The sequence below is a fragment of the Pseudoalteromonas sp. APC 3893 genome, from assembly GCF_030408095.1.
Taxonomy (GTDB): Bacteria; Pseudomonadota; Gammaproteobacteria; order Enterobacterales; family Alteromonadaceae; genus Pseudoalteromonas.
Genome location: NZ_JASDCD010000007.1, coordinates 154,709 through 178,545 on the forward strand (window position 1 = coordinate 154,709; position 23,837 = coordinate 178,545).

Consider the following 23,837-nt stretch of genomic DNA (forward strand, 5'->3'; position numbering starts at 1 on the left):
CTTTAATCACTTAAAAACAAACCCAACATCACGGTTGGGTTTGTGTATTTATTTTTAAATTAATAATTTAAAAATAATACTCCAGCGTTACTGAGCCATAATCTTCATTTCTAATACCATAGAGTGGCATAGTCGGATTGTCGGCTGTGAAGAGTCGCACATCTAAAGTGAGTTTCCATGATTCACCCAAACGACGGCTACCTTCTATAAACGCACTTTTTGAGCTCGATTCCGTTAAGTCTTGTGTATAGCCAATTAATAACTGTGAACTTTGTACGTCATTGAACGCCAATCGCGCACCCACGAAAATATCATTTTGTAACGATGATGGTGAGCGTTCATTTCGTGAATTACGGTTATACTCCATAAGCAAGCCAAGGTCAGTGATGTCTACGAAACCGACCATGGTGTATTCAAATCCAGCGGTAAATGCACCAAGGTTGCCAATCGAATCGTCGCGGGCGATGGCTTCTATTTTCCATAGCCAATTACCGATCGTAGCTTGAGCATCGACGCCAAATTGTTGCATTTGATCATATAAAGGAGTAGCCGACGGTTGGTGAATATTATTTTCTAGCGATTGGTACACCATGTGTGGATCACGATTGGTGCCTTTAAACCAGCTGAGACCAAAATCAAAAATATCGATTGAGTTAGTGTATCTCAGAGCATAATCAAAATGATCCTTTTTATCATTATCCTCATAAAGGGGATTGTGTGTATCAATGACGATTTGGCCAGTAAGCCGCCCATCTATGCCGGGAAACGTTCTGTCACGAAAACCAGGCAGTACAAATGCACTCACTACACCCCAATCTCTTAAAATAGTGCCTTGTAACATGGGCTGGCCTAGTTTTTCTTCTCCATCGATAGACTCGACTAGGTCAGTTTGATTGATAACATCAACTAGGTGGTTAGATTCGGTCACCCCCCAAAATGTTTTGCCAATACCAGCGCGAAATTCCCAGCTATCACCGACATGGAGCCATATTGCTTCTCGAATATCTAGATGAGTGCGCTCGTCGTCTAACGCGTCATAACGTGCAAACAGCTTGAAAGTGAAGCTGTTACGTCTCTCTTCATCGCTCCAGTAGACTTCTGGCTCTGCGAGTAAAGAGCTTTGTAGCTTTTCATCGTGTATGAAAAATCTACTTTGTGCACCAACTTTGCCAGCAATATCGACAGCTTGAGCAAGGCAGGGTAATACAAAAAGTGAACACAGGAAGGTCTTTTTTAACGTATTCATATTTATTCTGTTACATCCTTGAAGTCGTTTAGGTATTAGCTTCTTACGCAGTGAAAATATCGGTAGCAAATTAAAAGCGTGCTATGGTTAGTTTGCACTCTTTCGCTTAGTTTATTTTTTACGTGAAATAAAACGCAGCAGAATTTTTGCACCTTTTCTATCTAGAGTCAATTATCATAATTTTTATAAAGGGTTCTGAGTAATTAGGTACATATTCATTCAATGCTAAAAATAAACATGTAATTTTTGATGTGTATATTTTATTTTTAAATACCCTGTTAAGTATCATTTAATTCTATATAGTATCGGTTTTACTTCTTTTTTATTAATTAAAACGCAATGTTTGTAGCTGTGATTTTAGAGGGGTAGTGATTTTAATTAAATTTAAAATAAAGCTCTTATTTGCTTTTAAATTAGTAGTGTATAGGTGGTGTTAGTGAGTGACACTAAAAATGAACATTAAAAATCAATTGCTTAATACATGCGTAAAACGCAATTAAATTAACTTTAATTTTAATTATTAGTTTGAATTTAAGGTTGTGTTTTAGTGTTGCTGATCGTCTTTAGGTGTGTTTGCCTTATTTACAATCAATTGACAAGTAATGTAATATTTAAAAGTAACTAATAATTTAAGGAAAAGTTACATGGATATTAATAATAAATATGAGACAGTGAATACTCATAACCTTGTTCGGATGGAACACTCTGTATTGCTCATAGTTATGGCAGGGATCGCAGCTCTCAACTACGAAAGTATAAATTGGTATTTATTTAACGCACTATTTTGGGGGATTGACCTCTTTGGATTTTATCCTGGTATGGTTTACTACAAGTATACCAACAAGAATGTACCCAAAATATTTTACATTATATACAACACATCACATAGTTATTTGACTTGGACCTTTTTCTCTGTTTCTTGGGTTTATTTTTACGGCTTTGACTACGTTTTATTGGCTCCATGGATGCACTTAATGGCTGATAGAGGGTTGTTTGGTAATACGCTTCGCCCTTTCCATGTTGCATTCAACGTAGAGAAAAATGAGCACTTTAAAAAATTCGAAAATACACTGTATAAGTAGTTTTTTAATTACTTATGTTGCTGTGTTTTAACTTTAAAATCGCAAGGTAAATTCTAAATGGAGTAGAGTAACAATGCGTGAATTTCTATTAAAAAGTGGGGTCCATCGACCCTTTATTACACTACTAGTAAGCTTGCTGTTTATTATTGCTGCAGGTTGGGGCTCGGGCTATCTAACTTTTAAAAGTGATAGCCGAGTGTTCTTTGAAGAAAGTAATCCTCAATTACAAGCATTTGACCGAATGGAAGCTGTATATTCCCAAAGCGATAATGTCGCGTTTTTGATAGTGCCAAAGAACAAGGATGTATTTACCAAAGAGAATCTTTCTTTAATTTACGATCTAACGGAACAAGCTTGGCAAACGCCTTATTCAAGTCGTGTTGATTCTATTACCAACTATCAGCATACTTTTGCAACAGGTGATGATCTCATTGTTGAGGACTTGGTACTTGATCCTGAGGTACTTGATACGCAAAGAATGGAAGAAATTCGCACTATTGCTGTCAATGAGCCTTTACTTGCTAAACGGCTTATCTCTACTGAAGGTCATGTCAGTCTAGTGAATGTCACTGTCCAAATGCCAGGTACTAACGCTGAACAAGAATTGACGGATGTGAGCACTTTTGCGCGCCAGATACGCGATGACTTACTTGAAAAGTACCCCAATACTGAAATTCATTTAACCGGTCTTGTCATGATGGATGTGGCTTTTGCAGAAGCGGCACTTGCAGACAACAACACTTTATTGCCGCTTATGTTTTTGATTGTAATGGTCGCGATAGGTCTTTTACTCCGCACAATCACCGGGACTATTTCTACCTTATTGGTCGCTATTGTTGCGATTGTGGTTACTTTGGGCGTGACTGGGTGGTTGGGGATTTACTTAACACCGCCCTCAGCAGCAGCACCAATTATGATTTTAACTGTGGTGGTGGCAGATTGTGTTCACATTTTAACGAACATGTTTCATGAAATGAGAAAAGGGTTTGATAAGCGACAGGCGATTTATAATAGCCTAGAACATAACCTAAAGGCTATTTTTATTACTAGTGCCACGACAGCCCTTGGCTTTTTGAGTATGAATTTCTCGGATGTCCCCCCGTTTCAAGATCTAGGTAATATGGTGGCACTTGGGGTGATGATGGCCTTTTTATTTTCAGTGACATTTTTCCCAGCCCTACTGGCTATTTTACCTATCAAACCATTTAAACAAGATGTCAAAGAGCACTCTGGTTTAATGGCTGGTGTCAGTAATTTTGTGGTTAAGAACTATCGCATTTTGTTACCCAGTACATTGTGTGCAATGTTGGTTATATTGTTTTTGATCCCGCGTAATGAGTTAAACGATAGATACGTGGAGTTTTTTGACGAGTTGGTCCCATTTAGAATGGCAACTGAATTAATGGCCAAGGAACTAAGTGGTGTCGATACAATCGAGTTTTCTATTGAAACAGGCACTGCTAATGGTATCAATGATCCTAAAGTAATCGCGGCAATAGATCACTTCAGTGAATGGCTACGCACGTTACCTGAAGTTGATCATGTAAATACGCTCAGTGATATTTTTAAACGGCTTAACAAAAATATGCACGGGGATGACCCTGCTTGGTATAAATTACCCGAGGGTAAGGAGTTGGCTGCACAATATTTATTATTATATGAAATGTCTTTACCGGTCGGTCTAGATCTTAATAACCAAATTAATGTAGACAAGTCAGGCACTCGAGTTGTGGCAACGCTGGAAAATATGCCTACTTATGAGTTATTAGAGTTAGAGGAACTAACAACAACATGGTTTGCGACAAACTATCCCGAGTTGAAGTTAGAGGCTGCCAGTATTTCACTGATGTTTGCACATGTTAGTAAAAAGAACATTAATAGCATGCTCTTAGGTTCTGTGCTGGCGCTTTTATTGATTTCACCCATCTTAGGTATGGTGATGGGATCGGTAAAATATGGTGTCATTAGTTTACTGCCAAATCTTCTTCCAGCCGGAGTTGCATTTGGTATTTGGGCACTATTATCAGCTGAGGTGGGACTTGGCTTATCGGTTGTTATTGGTATGACATTGGGTATCGTGGTCGATGATACGGTGCACTTTATGAGCAAATATTTAACCGCGCGACGAGAGAAAAACATGTCACCGGAAGAAGCTGTGCATTATACCTTCCAAAGTGTGGGGCCAGCATTGTGGTTTACTACGCTAGTTTTAGTTGCAGGTTTCTTGATAATGGCTTTATCGACATATCGTGTAAATGCAGACATGGGGGTGATGACCGCAATTACCATTGTGATTGCCTTGCTTGTTGATTTCTTATTATTGCCATCATTATTGATTGCAGCAGACAAAATAAGAAAAGATCCACAGCCTGTTGAAGAAAGTAGCGGCATAGTTACGCAAAATTAAGGAGAAACAAATGTTTAAACTTATGTTATCTAAATTATTAGTCGTGGCCTTACTCATCAGTGGTCATGTTTATAGTGTGCAAAGCAACGATATCGTTGCCCAAGAAAAAGGCTTGCGTATTGCGATAAAAGCCAAAAAAATGGATAGTGGTTGGGGTGACACTCAATCAGAAGTGGAAATGATTTTGCGCAACAAGCATGGCCAGGAAAGCCGCCGTGCGATTCGTAGCAAAAATTTAGAGTTGAAAGATAAAGGTGATAAAAGCCTGATTATTTTTGATGAGCCGCGTGATGTAAAAGGCACTGCTTTCTTAAATTTCTCCAATGCCATTGAGCCTGACGATCAGTGGCTTTATTTACCGGCGTTAAAACGCACTAAGCGTATTTCGTCACGTAATAAGTCCGGTCCGTTTATGGGGAGTGAATTTTCATACGAAGATATGTCTCCGTTTGAAGTGGAGAAATACACATATAAATATTTACGAGATGAAACAACCGAAGGTCGTGAGTGCTTTGTCTTAGAATACTATCCAGTAGATAAATATTCAGGCTATCCACGTCAAGTAGTTTGGCTAGATAAGGAAATGTATCAACCAATTAAAACTGAATACTACGACCGTAAAGACAGTTTATTGAAAACATTAAAGGTGACAGATTACAAACAGTATCAAGGGAAGTTCTGGCGTCCAGATAAGCTCGAAATGACAAACCATCTAAATGGTAAAAGTACTGTGTTATTAATGGCAAATTACCGCTTTAGTACAGGGTTAGCTGAGCACGACTTTAGTCAAAATACTTTGAAACGTTTACGATAGACAGTTAACTTTTTTACTATCAAAGGCGCCCGACCATTGGGCGCCTTTTTTGTTTGCCCAGCGAAGCTGGCAAACCCGATAGGCTGAAAGATGCCTTATCACCCTGACTAAGGGGAAGATAATCTGAATGGCAAGGGCGTAACTGGCCAACGATGGGGTCTGAGGGAAGCCATAAGAAGTTAGAGGTACACAACTAACCGTAACCTGCTTCGGCTGTATTGAAGGGTCAGCGTGTAAAATAGCGTAACGCCCTATACATAGTCAGATCAACACTGTGCTTGAGGGGGGTTATGTTCAAGAATAGTCTAACAGGGATCCTGTTTAGTAACTGGGAAAGCCTCTAACTAAGTTTATTGAAAATAAGTGCTCTAAAATCAGTTGGATACCAAATTTTTGACGTCGGTGTGAAGTGGCGGGTGAACCCGTAGTAGTGAGTAGGACTAGGCCGATGAAGCCAGTAATGGTGTGGAGGATAAAACCAACAATTCTTACAGCTACTTCAGTTGGGTTTATCGGTCTAACGGGTATGAATAAGATGTTAAAGTACTCGGCTAACTGGTGGAACATCGGGGTTAAGTCGGGCTCGTAGCGACAGGTTTTCAGATGGCACTTCGAAGTTGTCGGGAATAATAATGTCAGGAACACCACCTAAAAATTCAAAATAACGCGCATGACTCATCACTCAAAACCATCACCCATTACCAAATTTTCAGGTTACTGGCTATCCGTTACATCAGCATAGGTAAGATTTGATGCACCTAGCGTAGCAGCAAATATCTGAGCGGTGCGTTTTCCTGCGTCATAGGAATAGTGATGGTAATCGCAGGGTGAGATTTTTGTTAATCTTTTGTTGTTATTTTGTTGACAGGATAATTTAATTGGTTAAAATGGGTACATGTAAATAAAATGAAAATAGAAAAGGGAAGTAATCAATTAAGTTTATGTATTTTAATTGTAATTTCTTTTTTTTGTTGGTGTTTCTTTGTTTGAAAAAAAAAGGGGCCATGGTTTGAAGCAACGAATAACGATACTGAGGCCTAGTTAGTTTTATTTTAAGCTACAAATGTAATTTATGTTTCTTTTTTGTTAATAGTTTGCCGTGAAGGTAAAATGTAAAAAATTAAGTAGAGCGATATTGTGATTATTGTAAATGGACAACAAACAAGCGAGATTAGTGTAAAAGATCGGGGTCTATTTTATGGTGATGGAATCTTCGAAACTATTAAAGTCAAAGAGGCAATGCCCAAGCTGTGGAGCATGCACTTAGATAGGCTTGTACATAGTTGTAATGCGTTAAAAATCGCTGTACCTAACTTAAAATATTTGCAAAATGACGTGGATAAAATAATTAAAGAAACAGGCCCTAATTTAGTACTAAAAATTATTGTTACCCGTGGTATTGGAAATAGAGGTTACACATATACAGGCAATGAGCAGCCAACAGTCATCGTGATGTCGAGTCCAGAATATGTTACGAGTGAATGTGACTACCTAAATGGTGTGAAAGCAATTTTTTGTGTAACTCGGCTATCTCAAAATACGAACTTGGCGGGTCTAAAACATCTTAATCGATTAGAGCAAGTAATAGCTAGATCTGAGTGGCAAGATCCACAAATTCGAGAAGGAATTTTGTTAGATAATGACGACCAGGTCATCGAAGGCACTGTGTCCAACATATTTATTGAGAAAAACGGTGTGCTTTATACACCAAAGCTTGATAAATCGGGTGTCAATGGCGTGGCGAGACGGAAGGTAATAGAAACGCTAGAGGCAACGAAAGCACCTGTTTGTGTTAAAAATATCACTAAAAATGAGCTACTTTGTGCTGACTCTGTAGCCATCAGTAACTCGTTAATGGGGGTGATGCCTCTAACACAAATAGGCGATAAAGTATTTGCCGTAAGTCCATTAATAAAAGAAATTGTTAGCAAGAATCTTCATGATTGCAACTGACAAAGTTAAAATTGTTCGTATAACAACTTTAGATTAAATACGAAGTAAAAAGTCAAATAAATCATATTTATTTTACAAGATGAATACAAAAGGATAGGTATTTATACATTTATGGAAATCTCAAAACCAGTTTTCCTAACTAATTATCTCCTTTATGCATTCTCTAGTTACATTTAACCATAAACTATCATTGTTGATATTTTGGAGCGAAAATGTCTTACCATGGCAATTTATCATTGATAAAAAGAATGCTTGCACAAAAAGGGGAGAGACTTAGTGTCTCAAATCTAATTGATGTAGCGAGTAAGTTACACGGCGACAAGAGTATATTCTTTCAGATGTCTGAAAGCTCTACTGACAACAGTCGGGGGCTATCAGCGCAATTCTTGAGAAAAAAAGCGAATATCTATAGCAATATTTTAAAAAATAAATACCGTATAAACCGCTATGACAGGGTGGGGATCTTGTTGGATAACAGCATGGAATACCATATATGGTTTTTGGCAATAGTTCGAGCTGGCGGTATTGCTGTGCCTATGAATGGTGACTTTGATAAGGTTGAGTTAGATGAATACCTGACTCAAACCAATGTCAATATACTTGTCACTGAATCAGTTGTATGGGGTGAGAATTACCCTACTCAACAGATAGAGCATTACATCAGTTTAGACGATAAAAACCTTGATATGCGAGGGTGTTATGTTGAGGATGCAGCAAAAGACCAGTCTGATGAATTTGAGTGTATTAAGCTTAGTCCAGACGACGTGATACTCATCCCCCATACATCAGGTACTACTGGTATCCCTAAACCTGTCACGCACACAGACTCAACATTAGTGGCTGTTTTACTGTCAAATTCTAAAGCTATTTTCACATCAAAAGATGAGCAAGTAATGCTTGTTATGCCATGTAATCATTGGATTTCACACTGCGCTTTTTTAGTTACCCTCGTTTCATGTGATACCACTCGGTGGCTAGTTAAAGATTTCTCGGCAAAGTTTGTTTTAGAGAATATCGATAAGTACAAGACGAACAATTTTATCGCTTTTGCAGGTAATTACGCAAAAATGTACAACGAAGGATTAGATAATTACTGTCTTGATACGATAAAAATGTGGGTATCTGTTGCGGATGTAAGTTATGAGGTTCACCAGCGTGAATTTGTACAAAAAGGTGCGTTGTTAAGAGTGTTTGGCAAAGTAGTGATGAAATCTTTGTTTATTGACTTACTTGGCTCATCAGAAACAGGTGTACCAGCATTGATGAGAAGCATTTCTTCATACAGTAGCCGCTTTGGTCGTTACCTTGGTCGCCCAGTGAATAATAGTTTAAAAGTTAACGTCGTTGATGAATATGGGAATGAGGTGCCTGTTAATCAGCCTGGACGATTAGTGGTAAGCGGTCCAACCGTGTTTAAAGGTTATTGGAATAATAGCGAGAAAGAGTTAGGTGTATTCCACAATGATTGGTGGTGGACAGGTGATGTGGTTTATAAAGATCGGCAAGGTCGCTTTTATCATTTGGATAGAGGTGTGAACCTTATTGAGACTAGTAACGGGTCAATTTCTACCTTAGCCATGGAAGAGCAGGTGATTAAAGTCGATGGTGTTTTAAATGCTTGCGTATTAGGTATCAATCTAAATGGTGATGATAATTTAAGTGTGGCGTGTGTAATCCAATCAGACGTTAAAGAAGAAGATTACGACTCTATTGTGTCGACAATAAAGCAGTTCGATTTGGCAAAAGAAGTCAAACACTTTGTATTTACCTTAAATGAATTCCCGCGAGGGTTAACAGGAAAAGTATTAAAAAGAAGCTTAAAAAGTAGTATCAGTGAGCATTTTAATCAAAATAAAAATGAAGACATTAAAAAGATCAGTGTGGTGTGATAGCACTGATTTAGCTCATATTTCGCGTAAGGGAATAACATGAAACTAACTCATCTAAATATAAATTACTTGCTTTGGGGGAAATTAATGAACTCCCATTCAGCAGAAATTATCCAGATCACTGGTGAAATAGACTTAGAACGTTTAAAAGAAGCTATTACAATAGCTGTAGATAAGCAGCCAATTTTAAAGTGTTGTATAAAACCACGGTTGTTTGGTTATGACTGGAAGCCACTCGCGGAAGGGACACCCATATCAGTTGAACGCTGCGATTATAGTGCCCTTTCAGAGCTTGAAATTAAGGATAAAATTGCAACGCACACTTGGTGCTGCAAAGCTGACTTTACTAAAGAACGTTTAGTGCGGTTTTACCTTATTTACACCGGTGATGACAAATACTATTTGCAAAGCGTGTCGCATCATGCATCAGCTGATGCGCAATCAGGTTTTATCTTGTTTAAAGATATTGCAAAAATCTACACGGGTTTAACGCAGTCTCATGTTGTAGATAGAAGCGAATATATTGTAAAACGGCGTGATGTCGGTCGCGTTTATCTTAATAAGTTACCTTTTACGAAAAGGGTGAAAATATTTTGTCGAGGCATTAAAGCATTCCTCTCTAAACCTAAGTTTCAAGTGACCGGGTTAAACTTGCCAGATCCGAAAGAGGAAGCGGCTCGGTCAATATGCTCAGATGCGTTGCCAGATGATATGTTGGGTAAGTTAAAAAAAGCTGCGAAGCATTACAATACCTCCGTACACGTTTTATTTGTGTTGGCTATGATCAAATATCAACACAAATTTAATTATGACAGCGAACGTTTGGGGTTTCAGTTGTTAGATGTGCTAACAATGCGTCAGTTCTCTGATGAAGATGTGTCGATGTCCTATGACGCATTTAGTATCAATCATTTTAAAGACTTTGATACGAATAAACTTGAAATCGAGATCATTAAAGATATTACCGATTATATCACGGGCCTTAAAGACGGAAAAATCTTTGAAGACTGGTATCAACAGAAGCTTTGGGTCGGTGCGTTTTTAATTTTGCCACCATTTTTGCGAACAAAATATGTTCGTTCAGTGCTAGACGATAAGCTCAGAGGCAATATGTTGATCTCTAATTTAGGTGTTTTCAACTTTGACTCCTATGAATTTGGTAACTCAGAAGTAACAGATTTTTTTAGCTTCCCCAATGTTGGTGGCCCACTGAGGCTTGGCTTCTTTTTCTGTACTTTTAGAGGTCGCTTAAAGCTGACTCTTGTATACGATTCAAGGTGCTTCACGCAGCCAATGAAAGAGCTTGTGGTAGAACCATTTACTGAAATACTCAATGAAATTTGCAGTGTGGTAGAACAATCAAAAACGCCAACGAGTCCGTCAAAAGAAGCGTTGTTAGAAGAGGAGGTGTAACCGCAATTGGGTAACATATTTTCTCATAGTGATTCGTGGGTGTGCGTGGGGCGTTAACGCGAGCCGAGCACACAAGGATTGATTTATTCATTTAAAACTTAATATAGGAAAAAAACTTATGCCGTACTTATTTTTAGGTCTAGCAATTTTGTCAGAAGTGATTGGAACTTCAGCACTTAAAATGTCTGAAGAGTTTACAAAAATAGGTCCATCTATTGTCGTTGTTTTAGGCTATGGCGCTGCTTTTTACTTTTTATCTATTGCTCTTTCTTCAATTCAGGTAGGTGTTGCTTATGGTATATGGGCAGGTCTCGGTATTGTCTTGATCACTCTTATTGGTGCAGTGTTCTTTAAAGAGATCCCTGATCTTCCCGCCATACTGGGTTTGTTGATGATCATCACTGGAGTGATGGTTATTCACTTCTTCTCTAAAACAGCCTCTCACTAAAGCCGACATACCGAAAAATTATATTCGGTATGTTATAAAAAAATTACTTTATCGGACGCAAACCTCAAGGGGGACTTGCGCCATGACGAGTGCCTGAAAGGTCTCTCAACATTTACTAATAAGGAGAAGTTATGTTTTTAAATAGGGAAAAAGTAGCGACTGAACAATTTCTTCCAGAACTCGCCGCAGTACTAAAACAAAAGCCAATGGCAGAGCGTGAAGTGAGTGATGGCCGTGAATTATTTCAAATCTTCAAAAACCAAGCGAATCCAGGCTTGATGGTGAGTGAAAACTTAGGTGGTTCGGGGGCGGATTTGGTGTCTGCGGTACGAATACATCGTTATGTTGGCAGCTTAAGTCCGTCACTCGCTATTATGATGACGATGCACAACCATACAACCTACGCATTAAATAGAGCGATGGATTCATCACTTGCTATCACAGAAATGACGCTTACCAGTGTTGCTAACGACAGACTGGTATTTTGTTCTGGGTTTGCAGAAGCACGTCCTGGTGCCAATATTTTGAGTTCATCGGTAAACGCGCAATTAAATTCAAGTGGTGACAAGTTTGTGATTACAGGTAGCAAAAAACCTTGCACTATGACTGATTTTGCTGATCTGGCATTGGTTGGTATTGCAAACCCAAATGGCTCAGATAAAGAATCTCGGGGCTTACTCATCGTTGATAACATGAATGCAGCGAAGATTGAAAAAGTACCTTTTTGGCCTTCTTCAATTTTAACGGCGACAAGTAGCAATGAACTTGTATTTCGAGGCTTAGAAGTTAGCAAAGACAACGTTGCATTAATGGAAACAGAGGCTGAGCCAGGAAAAACAAAGCAAGCGATAGAAATTACCGAGTTGGTTGGTTTAAGTTGTTTCCAAGTTATGGTTGCAGCCTCTTACCTCGGCGTTGCATCTCGTTTAGCTGCACTTTGCTTTGAAGCAGAACCTGCAAATTCAACAGATGTGAGCCAAATAACCATTGAGCTTGAAACCGCAGCCCTTGCACTAGAAGGTATCGCAGCACAGATTGACTCCCAAGTACCCAGTGAAGAGTTAGTTGCCACAGCAATAGTGGTCCGCACTATGGTGTCTCAGTGCATTGAGCGTGCAAATAACCTTGCAGTTATGAGCTTGGGAGGCATGAAGTATTTGAGTAATGAAGATGTTAGATATCTTTTGCAAGTAGCGAATTGTCTGAATTTCCACCCTCTATCTCGTGGTGAACGTATTGACTTTATTCGCCATGTTTTATGCCGTAGTCATTTATAGATGGCTGGATAGATATCCTGTAACGATACGTTACTTGTCGAAGTTGAGTAAGCACTACTTAAGGCGTTTTTGTATGCGCAAAATCGTCATTTACTTTATAGGTATGGGGAAAAATAATGTCATTAATTAACAGTTACCGAAAATTTCTAACGGGCAAACTTGAACTGGATATACCAATTTCCACGTGTGAATATAATAAAATTTATACCAAAGATGGGCGCGTTGTCCGAGACTATTTATCACAATACGGTGCATTGCCTTTTGGCCACAATCCAGAGTTTTGTGTTAAAGCTGTAGCAGAACATCTGCAGAATAAATCGCCCATCTTTACCCAACCAATTTTTCAAGAAGAAACCGAGGTGTTTGCTCAAGAGCTTGTTGATGCATTGGGTGGATGGGCTAAGCATGTCACGTTTGCCAACAGTGGTGCTGAAACGGTAGAAGTTGGTTTTAAATTAGCGCGAATTAAAACTGGTAGAAAGAAAGTTTTATCAGTAGATCGTTCATTTCACGGTAAAACATACTCTGCTTTGCTAGCAACAAATTCTCGTCGCCATAATATTGACCATTTACGCAATTCAGATGATTCCTTTTTCAAATTAGCACTGAATGATTTTGATGCGTTAGAAAAAGAACTTGAAACTCAAGAGTATGCAGCGTTCATCGTCGAGCCAATTCAAGGCGAAGGGGGGATGAATGTTGCTGACCCTTTATGGCTTGAGCGTGCAAGAAAGCTTTGCTCCAAGACTCGTACAGCACTTATTTTTGATGAAATACAAACGGGTTTAGGGCGTACTGGCGCTATGTGTGCTGCGATGGATCTAGGTATTACACCAGATATTTTATTATTAGCAAAATCTCTCAGTGGCGGTTTGATCCCAACAGGTGCTGCTATTTACTCCAACTGGGTTGCAACGCCAGAATTTGATAGAAAGCACAGTTCCACATTCGCTAACAATGGATTAGCAACTGCAGTTGGTCGTGCTGTGATCAGAGAACTACAAAAAGATGAGGGGGCAGCACTTACCCACGTCAGAAAAATATCGAGTTTAGTTGATCAAGAGTGTGAGCGATTAGCTAAGCAATACCCTGGTATTTTTAGCTGTCGTGGTGCCGGTTTAATGAGAGCACTGCAATTTAAGGATAACCAAGCCGAGACAAACTATTTTGTCACTTATATGCAGAACAGTGGTTCACTGGCGTGGTTATTCTGTAGTTATTTATTGAATCAGCACAACATGATGGTGATGCCATTGCTATCTGACAAGTGCTCAATTCGCTTTGAACCACCACTTAATATCAGTGAACAGGATATTAAAGACTTCTTTTTAGCGGTGCAAAACGTATGTGATGTTGTACAAAACAGTCGCTACGATATCTTATTTGCGGGCTTAATTGAAAAGCCACTATCTGACTTGCCAAGTGTTGAGCAATATTATCCTGCAGCGAGAGCTGGCCAAACAGTACCAACCCGCAATACAGCGACAGGTAAAAAACGTGGCAAAAAGTTTGCCTTCTTAATGCACTTTACGGTGGTTGAAGACTGTATCCGCATGATGCCAAAGAGTATGCACATTCACTATAGTGAAAAAGAAATCCGTGAATTAGCTGAATTAATCATGGAAGTAGGGGCTGTGGATTATGCGCCAGAAGTTGCGCTTGAGTTTACCGTAAGTAATGAGCATAGCTATGCGGATGGCTTGATGATAATGAGTCCGATCCAAGCGCGAGACATGATGAACTTATCGACAGCAGAAAAAGTAAACTTAATGAAGGAGTTTATAGCTGTGGCAAAACGTGAGGACGTGGAGTTTTTCGGCTTGGGCGCATACACCTCGGTAATAACACGTGGTGGTGAGCAAAACCTAAACGATATTGAAGGCTTATCTTTTACCACGGGCAATAGCTTAACGGCGTTGGCAACCACGGAAACGGTCATTGAAGCTGCAAATTATAATTTAATTGGTTCAGTGATCAGTGTAATAGGTGCGCGTGGAGCAGTCGGTAAACTCATGGTAAGTGAGTTATCTCATTGGTGCGACAATATCATTCTAATGGGACGCCCTGGAACTGAAAAACGTCTACTCGTTGAGTTGGTGCCAATCCTATGTCAATTAGCGTTTAGCGCGGAACAAAGTGCGCAGTCTGGTTCTGTCATCGATAACATTCAGGGCTATATCCATTCATGTGTGCCGGAGCTATCTAGCTACATAGGCGCGCTAAATGAAGTGCCAGATCAAGTAGTAACGCAGGTTTGTGAATTGTTGTTAGCTGACGATTTAATTGTATCTATGGGATTGGGGACAAGCGAATGTTACCAATCTACATTGGAACAATCAGATTTTGTTGTATCAGCAACAAGTGAAGGTAAAGCTTTCTTAAACACTGAGTTCTTAAAAGAAGGTGCGATTGCAGTTGATACCGCGCGTCCATTTGACTTCATTGTGACACCGGAACAAAAAGCCGAAGTGCTTGAGGGGGGGTTAGTTATTCAGCCTCAAGCCTTACGTTATGGCGACGTCAATATGGTTGGCTTACCACCGGGCATTAACCTTGCCTGTTTATCTGAAACGATTGCATTGGCAATGGATGGCTGTGAAGGAAAATTTAGTTTTGGAAAATCAATTGCTTATTCACAGGCGTGCTATGTGTTAGATGTTGCAAGAAATCAGGGCTTTAAGCCGTTAGGTTACTCCTCCACACCTTCTGGTAATGATTACATTGACGGCATAGAGTCGACGGTTAGTGAGGATAAAGCGGCAGCGCTTGTTTAAAAAGCGCCTTATTTCTTATTTTGATAAATAACCTTCCTTTTTCAGGTTGTGTTTAGGTTTTAAGTTTAAGGAAAGACTGTGAAAATTTTGATTATAGACAACTACGATAGTTTTACATTTAATCTCTATCAGTACATTAGTGAAGTCTTTGGTGTTTTACCGACAGTGGTAAAAAATCGTGATGAAACTGTTGATGTTGAAGAATTTGATGCAATAGTCATCTCACCAGGTCCTGGTACACCGTATCGAGAAAGTGATACTGGGATCTGTGAAAGAGTAATAAAAACAACAGATAAGCCGTTATTGGGCATCTGTTTAGGACACCAGTCAATTGTCGCTTATATGGGCGGAAGTGTTGAAATATCAGGGGCTCCCTATCATGGTAGAACAAGTGATATTGTACACGGTGGTAGTGGCATTTTTTCAAATTTGCCAAATCCTCTGGAGATCGTGCGCTATCACTCTTTGATCGCACATCAACCATTGCCTGAGGAGCTGATAGCAACGGCCTTTACACAAGATGGCATGATTATGGGGGTGGAGCACCGTACCCGTCCCATGTGGGGCGTGCAATTCCACCCAGAATCAGTCTATACCAACTGCGGCAGGCAGATAATTGAAAACTTTAAGATGTTGGTTGACCGTTATTATATTGAGTGTAAAAAACCCGCTTTGCTTGCTGAGAAATCAGCATTAGCAAATGAGGGGGAGAGGAGAGGCCAAGTAAAGAAAACAGATTGGCATTGCCATTTTGAAACACTTGATGTTGATGTGAAAGCGGTTGATGTGTTTAGCGCATTTTATAAAAAGTCGAAGTACAGCTTTTGGTTAGATTCAAGTTCGATTAATAACGCTGAAGCACGTTTTTCATTTATGGGGGATACCAGTGGTGCGGAGTCATTCTGGTTTGCTTATGATGTTGAAACAAAAAACATTACTTTAGATAACCATGGAAAAAAAACCGAATTAACAAAATGTTACCCAGACTTTGTGGCCGAGTCTTTAGCGGCCACAGTGATTGGCGCGGAAGATTTACCATTTGATTTTTGTGGTGGTTTGGTGGGTTTTCAAGGTTATGAGTTGAAGTCTGAAACGGAGTCAGTAGACAATAAATATAGCTCAAAACACCCCGATGCTTCAGGTGTATTTGTGGATCGCTTTATTGCTTTTGATCACAAAACAGGGCTTGTTTATATTGTCGCTATTGAAAAAGGCAGTGTGGTAGCTAACACAGAGAGCGACGCACTTACTTGGTTGGAAACAACGAGTAACAGCATCAAAAAGATTGAAAAAGAAGGCGTTAACACCGCTGCTAACTCTCATGCTTTGTTGGATAAGCATAATAAATCACAACAAAATGTTGAGTTTACCTTGGAAGACGATGAAAAGGAATATATTGAAAAAATAGCGCATTGTAAGGAATACATCTTACAAGGTGAAAGTTATGAGATTTGCTTAACTAACCGAATACGTTCAACATTAAATGTAGAGCCTTTTGCGCTTTACAATGTGTTAAGGCAAGTAAATCCAGCGCCAAGAGCGGCCTATTTACACTGTCCTGAGTTTTCTGTTCTTTGTTCATCACCTGAAAAGTTTATTAGTGTTGGCAGAAATGCAGTGGTTGAAGCCAAACCTATCAAAGGCACTCGAAAACGTGGTGCGACCGAGCGAGAAGACGCAGCGTTAATACAGGACTTGGCAGAAAGCGAAAAGGATCGTGCTGAAAATCTCATGATAGTCGACTTGTTGCGCAATGACTTAAACCGTGTATGTGAAGCGGGTTCTGTTTGGGTTCCTAAAGCGATGCAAATAGAAAGTTACGCTTCTGTCCATCAGTTAGTATCAACAGTTCGTGGCAGGTTAAAAGATCAAGAAACACTTGCCAGCTTGTTTGGTGCAACCTTTCCCCCAGGATCAATGACCGGTGCGCCTAAAACTAGAACACTTGAAATCATCGATCATCTTGAATCGTCAGCTCGAGGTATTTATTCCGGTTCAATTGGTTATATGTCCCTCAATGGTGCCTCAGAATTAAATGTTGCGATTCGTACTTTAGTCGCAAGTGATAACGCTATAGAGATTGGGGTTGGCGGGGCGATCACTTGGCTATCTGATCCTGAAGAAGAGTTTGAAGAAATTTTGATTAAGGGGCGCGCCTTGATGAGGGCGATCACTAAGTATGCAACTGGGGACGAAAATCGCTATCAAATTATAGGCGTTACGTCTAATGATGTCGCGAATGCGTCATTGGGAGGGATAAGTACACAAAGTGATAAAGAGCTACTTTGTACTGAAGAAGAAGGGTTAGAAGCATGAATAAACATCATATAGTGTTTGGTGAATTAAATTATGCGACGGCGCGTTTAATTTTAACCTTAGTAACAGACCAATTAAGTGAGCGTATATCTATCATCATTCGACAGGGTTCGGATGAAGTGGCTTGTAAAAATGTCGTTTTTAAATGTTTAAACGAAATAGCCACCAAGAATAACATTTTGCTCAGTACAACCGAGCTAGAAAAGCTGACAGTGTATAACCATGACTGTAATGCTGGAATAGACGACGCGTTAGACGAAATAGAGCAGCGACTGACCTCGCTGGGTGTTTATCATCATGAAAAAGTGCGTTGGGAAGTTGAAACGCAAGTTAAAGGCAGCGCTAGTACACCGAGTTCCGCAAAAATCCTGAAGTACTTGCCAAGTGATGGAGATCAGCGAAGTGTACAGCAAATTGATATTACAAATATTTCAGGTCCGATAGGCCACTATCAAGACGAGCTTGATACGCCTCTAAACCGGTTTATTTTCAGCTTATTAGACTATTCGGAAGAGGTGAAAGGGCGCACTGTAAAGGTGCATATTCCTAAAGATATTGAATTGGCGTTTTTGCCTTTTGAACGTTATTTGGATGACATTCTGGCTAATGATGTATGTGTTAAAATAGCCAAAGATACCGTGAACGTATCAGCGCAAAAGCTGGTGTCTGAGATAGCAAACGTGCTGGCGCTAGACCTGGAATTTGTAAATGACGCGCTTGAACAAGATGTGGATCTTATTGAATTTCTTGAGCGAGAAGAGCTTGCGTTATCAACACGTAAAGACACACATAAGGATGAAGAGAATACGCACTCATTTTTAAGCTCGCTTTGTATGCAAGCTAGTGAGGCAAAGATGTGGAAAGAAGATATTACCGTTGATGCTATTTTGTTTGCTCATGAAAAGAAGCATACAGAATCACTTAACTTTGCTGATAAGCTCTTAGAGATTGCTCGTACAATTAAACAAGACAAAATAGCGATTCATCATGCGCTTGGTGATATGAAATATGGCGACTTTGAACACTCAATAAAAAATGCGGTGTCAAACGTCGTCAATCTTGATATTAAGCCAGGTACACGCGTTGGGGTCATCTCTAATGATAGTACCCACTTCACCATTGCTGTGTTGTCTTTGATGTACTCGGGGTGTACCGCCATAATTATTAACCCATTATTAAAAGCAGAGACAATTGCCCAAGCGGTTAGGTCTGCACAGATTGATATCGTATTTGGTGATGATGACTTTTTTGAATTAGCCGGTGAGAGTGAGTATTTGCCGACAGATTTGATTTCTCTATTCGCTGATATTAGAGAAGTCGCACCAATTTGCGATGCTGCGGATGATAAAGGAGTCACACATTGGGCTCCTGCCCGAACGCGACCATTTGATTATGCAATTGGCATGTTTTCGTCTGGTACTACTGGCAGTCCAAAACTCATTTTACATCGTCATCAAGACTTTGTTGTTGCAGCTGAGCGCTATGCCGCGCAAGTACTTAATATCAATAGTAGTGACCGCGCACTATCGGTCTCTAGAATGAGTTTTGCGTTTGGTTTGCATAACTGTTTTAACGCTTTATACAATAGCGCAACGGCGATTTTGTCACCACCGATGTTGTCCATTGATGAGATAGTTGAATCTATAAAGCTTTATAAGCCAACAATTTTTTATGCGGTGCCAACTGTATACCAATTCTTGCTGACACATGAAAACATCAGTGCCAATGATTTTATTACAGTGCGTTGCTTTGTCTCAGCAGGTGATCGAATGCCAACAGAATTAAATCGAAAGTGGCAGGCAAAATTCAACGCCGTGATCCTAGATAGTCTGGGTTCTACTGAAGCATTTAGTACGTATCTCACCAATATTCCCGGTTCCAATAGAACGCTTGGGGACACAGGAAAAATTGTCCCAGGCTTTGATGCAAAGATTTTAAACGAACGGGGAATTATTTGCTCACATGATGATATTGGAACTTTATGGTTGAAAGGGCCCACTTTACCGAGTCGTTATGAAAACAATAATACTGAATCTGAGGCTCGCTTCAAAGATGGCTGGTATTGTACAAACGACATGTTCAAATGTGATAAGGAGGGTTATTTCCGTTACATAGGTCGGGCAGATGACGTAATTAAAGTCTCAGGTCAATGGGTCTCGCCACAAGATATTGAAGATGTACTTTTAGGCCATCCTGATGTTGTTGAGATAGCGGTTGTAGCCGTGGGTGATCATAAGACCACGACTAGACCAAAAGCGTTTGTGGTGACAAAGCGACAGGATCATGAACAACTGACGAAAGAGTTAAAGGAATATGCGAAACAAAATCTTGAAAGATGGAAATATCCTCATTTATTTCAATATACAAAAAATTTACCTAAAACAGTTACGGGTAAGCTGCAGCGTTATCGGCTCAGAGGCGTTGTAAGCGAATCGGTATTGTAGTTTAAGCCGACCACTACGGCGGCTCTTACATACGAAAAGGCGGTCGAAAAAAGTTTTAAGTAAGTGATTACTTACTTAATGTATGTTAACGCTTCTTTTAAAGGATAGAAGCAAGTAAAAACGCGTGACGGAGACAATAAAATGACACAGAGTATAAGCAAGCTTGAAACAAGCATTAAAGCGCTAGCAACAAGGCTGAATGGGCATTCATTTTTGAAAAGGTGCAGAGATGGTTCAATTTCACTGGATGAGTTAAAAGCATTTTTACTTCAGCAGGGTTTATACAGTGCTTACTTTACACGTTACCTTTGTGCAATGATGGCGAATTTACCATCAAATGACCAAGTAATGGAATTGGCGGAAAACTTATTCGAAGAGTTGGGTTTAGAGCCTGGTAGCCCAACTCCTCATCACATTATTTATCGCAATATGTTAGATAGCTTTGATATTGAGCTTGATTCAACCAAAATTAAGCAGGAAACACAGGCTTTAATTGATTGTATGTTTGCACACTGTCGAGAGTTAAACCCCGCATTTGGGCTTGGTGCATTATGCATCGGTGCTGAAGCGATTGTACCCGAGCTGTATTCGAGCTTGGTCGCGGGATTTAGACATCATGGTGTACCTGATGAACAAATACATTTTTTACTTTTACATATTGAATGTGATGATGGACATGCAGAAACATTAAATGACATTATGTTAGAAATAGCAGGTTCAAACGAATTTCAACTCGACAATATGATTAAAGCAGGTGAACAAATAATAGAAGCACGTTTGACCTTTTTTGACGCGATTGAAAATAAAATACCTCCCGCAGTTAAATTAGAAAGTGCGAGTATAGCGTTCACGTAACAAGATGGATGTAAGAATGAGCACCACACTAACAATGGATAAACAATCTATCATGGCCAAAAGTCGTGAAGAGATTGCTCAAAAATTACCTGAAGGCAAATGGAGTGAGAAACAAAAAGTGGCACTTACATGCCGAATACTTTTCGCACAGGGGCATGACTCAGGTTTGGCGGGCCAAATAACCGCGTGTGATAAGCACTCTGATGAATACTTCACTCAACCATTTGGCTATGGTTTTGATGAAATAACGACAGATAACTTACTTAAAGTAAACAAAGATTTGGAAGTCGTAGAAGGGGATGGAATGCCAAACCCTGCAAATCGGTTTCACTCTTGGATTTACAAAGCAAGACCTGATGTAGGGTGCATTATTCACACTCATCCGCCGCATGTTTCTGCATTATCTATGTTGGAACGGCCATTAAAAATTTCGCATATGGATACATGTATGCTTTATGACGATGTCGCTTTCCTTGCTAAGTGGCCGGGAGTGCCAGTGGGTAATGAAGAAGGTGAAATTATCTCGGGTATTTTAGGTGATAAGCGAGCAGCACTATTGTGCCATCATGGTTTGGTTGTAGCTGGTCGCACTATTGAAGAAGCTTGTATGTTAGCCATTCAATGTGAACGAGCTGCCAAGCTACAGTTATTAGCAGAAGCTGCAGGTGAGATAAAAGAAATCAACCCTGAACTAGCCAAAGAAGCGCATGACTGGATTTTGCAGGATAAACGCTCAAAAGCAGGCTTTGCATACTATGCTCGGCGGACACAAAAAGAGTACGATTTTACAGTATAAAAGTGGATGAAATTGAAGTATCAAAGCCAGCTAGATAGCTGGCTTTTGTACTCAACTCATACTCAATTACATAAAACAATAAGATAAGGATAGGTGCGGTTTATTCAATAGCACACTTTTTATTATTTAACCGGACTTTCTCGAGTGATTTAGTCGCTATATCGCTTAGTCAGCAATAAAGCTTTTTATACTGTTGAGTATACCTTGTGGACTTAACCCCATTTCGTCATGCATTTGCTCTTGCGTGCCATGCTTAATGAATTCATCCGGAATACCTAGGTTTAAAATACTTACCTTTGCTTTCACTGCAGCTAAATACTCATTAACTGCAGAACCAGCGCCACCAACAATGGCGTTATCTTCAAGGGTTACAATGGTATCGTGGTCGCTAAGTAGTGAATCAATCAAATCGGTATCTAAAGGCTTAACAAAACGCATATCGACAAGGCTTGCCGTGAGCTTTTCAGTTGCCATGTGCGCATTTTCTAGTAATGTACCAAAAGATAAGATTGCAACTTTACTACCTTGTTTAATCACTCGGCCTTTACCGATTTCAAGAGAGGTCATTTGCTCAGTGATTTCGCTACTACCGGCACTGCCACGAGGGTAGCGTACAGCAACGGGCTGATTGCATTGATAGCCAGTATACAGCATTTGACGACACTCATTGGTATCGCTAGGTGCCATAATGATCATATTGGGAATACACCGCATAAAGCTTAAGTCATAAGCACCTTGGTGTGTTTCGCCATCAGCGCCGACTATTCCTGCACGGTCAATGGCAAACAATACCGGTAAGTTTTGCAGCGCCACATCATGAATGAGCTGATCATACGCGCGTTGTAAAAAGCTTGAATATATTGCAACGACAGGTTTTAAGCCTTCACAAGCAAAACCGGCTGCTAAAGTAACTGCGTGTTGCTCTGCAATAGCGACATCAAAGTACTGCTCAGGGTGCTCTTTTGAAAAGCGCACCATACCGGAGCCTTCACGCATGGCAGGGGTAATTGCCATTAGCTTGCTATCTTGGCTTGCCATATCACAAAGCCAGTCACCAAACACTTTTGAAAAAGTTGCAGCTCCTGGTTTTGATTTTGGTAAGCTTGAAATGGCAGGATCAAACTTTGGTACGCCATGGTAACCAATAGGGTCAGCTTCAGCAGGCTTATAACCTTTACCTTTTTGCGTTTTAATATGCAGTAACTGTGGCCCTTTTAAATTACGCATATTACGTAATGTATCAACCAACATAGTGACGTCGTGGCCATCAATTGGGCCAATATAATTTAACCCAAGCTCTTCAAAGAAAGTACCCGGGATCACCATGCCTTTTAAATGCTCTTCCATGCGACTGGCCAATTCTTTTACTGGCGGGACCCCTGAAAGTAACTTTTTACCGCCTTCACGGATATTGGTATAAAAGCTGCCAGATAAAATGCGAGCAAAGTGGTTGGTTAAAGCACCCACGTTTTCAGAAATCGACATTTCATTGTCGTTTAAAATGATCAGCATATCTGATTTGACATCACCTAAGTGATTCATAGCTTCAAACGCCATACCAGCTGTGATGGCGCCATCACCAATCACTGCTACTGTTTTGCGTCCTTTGCCTTCTTTTTGCGCAGCAATAGACATACCAAGGGCTGCAGATATAGAAGTGCTTGAATGACCGACACTGAAGGTGTCGTATGCACTCTCATCACGATATGGAAAAGGGTGCAGACCATCTTTTTGGCGAATGGTGTGCATTTGGTCGCGACGACCTGTAAGAATTTTATGTGGGTAGGCTTGATGGCCTACATCCCATACTAGGCGATCAGCTGGCGTATTATAGACATAATGCAAAGCTACAGTGAGTTCGACAGTCCCTAGGCCTGATGCTAAATGACCACTACTTTGCGACACTGAGTTAAGTAAATAATCACGTAGCTCATCGCTAAATGCAGGTAGTTTATCTTGCGCTAAATCACGCAGCTGGGCTGGTTCGTCAACCAAGCCTAATAATGGATACTTGCTACTATCAAGTGTCATGATTTTTAATACATCCTTCGCTAACCAGAGACTATTATAGCGTATTATTACTCTGATTTATTAGTTATTTTGTACGTCTTTAGCTGTTTGGT

The 23,837-nt window shown here is 40.0% G+C and carries 16 protein-coding genes; 13 read left to right on the forward strand and 3 right to left on the reverse strand.

Annotated elements, in window-relative coordinates:
* Positions 1–67: 67 nt before the first annotated feature.
* Positions 68–1,315 carry a hypothetical protein gene (locus QMA12_RS11120; protein ID WP_290210215.1) on the reverse strand — a complete coding sequence of 416 codons (1,248 nt, stop codon included), beginning with the start codon at positions 1,313–1,315 and terminating at the stop codon, positions 68–70.
* Positions 1,316–1,890: 575 nt separating this feature from the next.
* On the opposite strand from QMA12_RS11120, the gene QMA12_RS11125 reads away from it, so the two are divergent.
* From QMA12_RS11125 to QMA12_RS11135, 3 genes are all read left to right on the forward strand, one after another.
* Positions 1,891–2,328, forward strand: a complete 438-nt coding sequence (locus QMA12_RS11125; protein WP_290210216.1) for a hypothetical protein — start codon at positions 1,891–1,893, stop codon at positions 2,326–2,328.
* 73 nt (positions 2,329–2,401) lie between these two features.
* Positions 2,402–4,735: an MMPL family transporter gene (locus tag QMA12_RS11130; protein WP_290210217.1), complete on the forward strand. Its 2,334-nt coding sequence runs from the start codon at positions 2,402–2,404 to the stop codon at positions 4,733–4,735.
* Between the two features lie 10 nt (positions 4,736–4,745).
* Positions 4,746–5,549 carry an outer membrane lipoprotein-sorting protein gene (locus QMA12_RS11135; protein WP_290210218.1) on the forward strand — a complete coding sequence of 268 codons (804 nt, stop codon included), beginning with the start codon at positions 4,746–4,748 and terminating at the stop codon, positions 5,547–5,549.
* A 538-nt stretch (positions 5,550–6,087) separates the two neighbouring features.
* Here the strand turns inward: QMA12_RS11135 and QMA12_RS11140 are convergent.
* Positions 6,088–6,228, reverse strand: coding sequence for a hypothetical protein (locus QMA12_RS11140; protein WP_290210219.1), 141 nt, complete (start codon positions 6,226–6,228; stop codon positions 6,088–6,090).
* A gap of 458 nt (positions 6,229–6,686) precedes the next feature.
* Here QMA12_RS11140 and pabC point away from each other — a divergent pair, with 458 nt between their 5' ends.
* The 10 genes from pabC (at position 6,687) to QMA12_RS11190 (ending at position 21,714) form a co-directional block, all read left to right on the forward strand.
* A complete protein-coding gene (pabC, locus tag QMA12_RS11145; RefSeq protein WP_290210220.1) occupies positions 6,687–7,502 on the forward strand; it encodes an aminodeoxychorismate lyase in 816 nt (271 codons plus the stop codon).
* A 212-nt stretch (positions 7,503–7,714) separates the two neighbouring features.
* Complete coding sequence (locus QMA12_RS11150; protein ID WP_290210221.1) at positions 7,715–9,391, forward strand: class I adenylate-forming enzyme family protein; 1,677 nt, start codon at positions 7,715–7,717, stop codon at positions 9,389–9,391.
* Between the two features lie 39 nt (positions 9,392–9,430).
* Positions 9,431–10,804 (forward strand): condensation domain-containing protein, encoded by a 1,374-nt coding sequence (locus tag QMA12_RS11155; RefSeq protein WP_290210222.1) that lies wholly within the window; start codon positions 9,431–9,433, stop codon positions 10,802–10,804.
* A 118-nt stretch (positions 10,805–10,922) separates the two neighbouring features.
* Positions 10,923–11,252, forward strand: coding sequence for an SMR family transporter (locus tag QMA12_RS11160; protein ID WP_290210223.1), 330 nt, complete (start codon positions 10,923–10,925; stop codon positions 11,250–11,252).
* A 131-nt stretch (positions 11,253–11,383) separates the two neighbouring features.
* On the forward strand, positions 11,384–12,529 hold the full coding sequence (locus tag QMA12_RS11165) for an acyl-CoA dehydrogenase family protein (protein ID WP_290210224.1): 1,146 nt from the start codon (positions 11,384–11,386) through the stop codon (positions 12,527–12,529).
* Between the two features lie 116 nt (positions 12,530–12,645).
* Positions 12,646–15,303, forward strand: a complete 2,658-nt coding sequence (locus QMA12_RS11170) for an aminotransferase class III-fold pyridoxal phosphate-dependent enzyme (RefSeq protein WP_290210225.1) — start codon at positions 12,646–12,648, stop codon at positions 15,301–15,303.
* 78 nt (positions 15,304–15,381) lie between these two features.
* Complete coding sequence (gene pabB / locus QMA12_RS11175; protein ID WP_290210226.1) at positions 15,382–17,619, forward strand: aminodeoxychorismate synthase component I; 2,238 nt, start codon at positions 15,382–15,384, stop codon at positions 17,617–17,619.
* Positions 17,616–20,063, forward strand: a complete 2,448-nt coding sequence (locus QMA12_RS11180) for an AMP-binding protein (protein ID WP_290210227.1) — start codon at positions 17,616–17,618, stop codon at positions 20,061–20,063. The genes pabB and QMA12_RS11180 overlap by 4 nt, the downstream gene beginning before the upstream one ends.
* 141 nt (positions 20,064–20,204) lie before the next feature.
* On the forward strand, positions 20,205–20,918 hold the full coding sequence (locus QMA12_RS11185; RefSeq protein ID WP_290210228.1) for an iron-containing redox enzyme family protein: 714 nt from the start codon (positions 20,205–20,207) through the stop codon (positions 20,916–20,918).
* A 16-nt stretch (positions 20,919–20,934) separates the two neighbouring features.
* Positions 20,935–21,714 (forward strand): aldolase, encoded by a 780-nt coding sequence (locus QMA12_RS11190; protein WP_290210229.1) that lies wholly within the window; start codon positions 20,935–20,937, stop codon positions 21,712–21,714.
* A gap of 165 nt (positions 21,715–21,879) precedes the next feature.
* On the opposite strand, the gene dxs is transcribed toward QMA12_RS11190, so the two are convergent.
* Entirely contained in the window at positions 21,880–23,745 is a 1,866-nt protein-coding gene (gene dxs / locus QMA12_RS11195) for a 1-deoxy-D-xylulose-5-phosphate synthase (protein WP_290210230.1), read from the reverse strand.
* Positions 23,746–23,837: the final 92 nt, after the last annotated feature.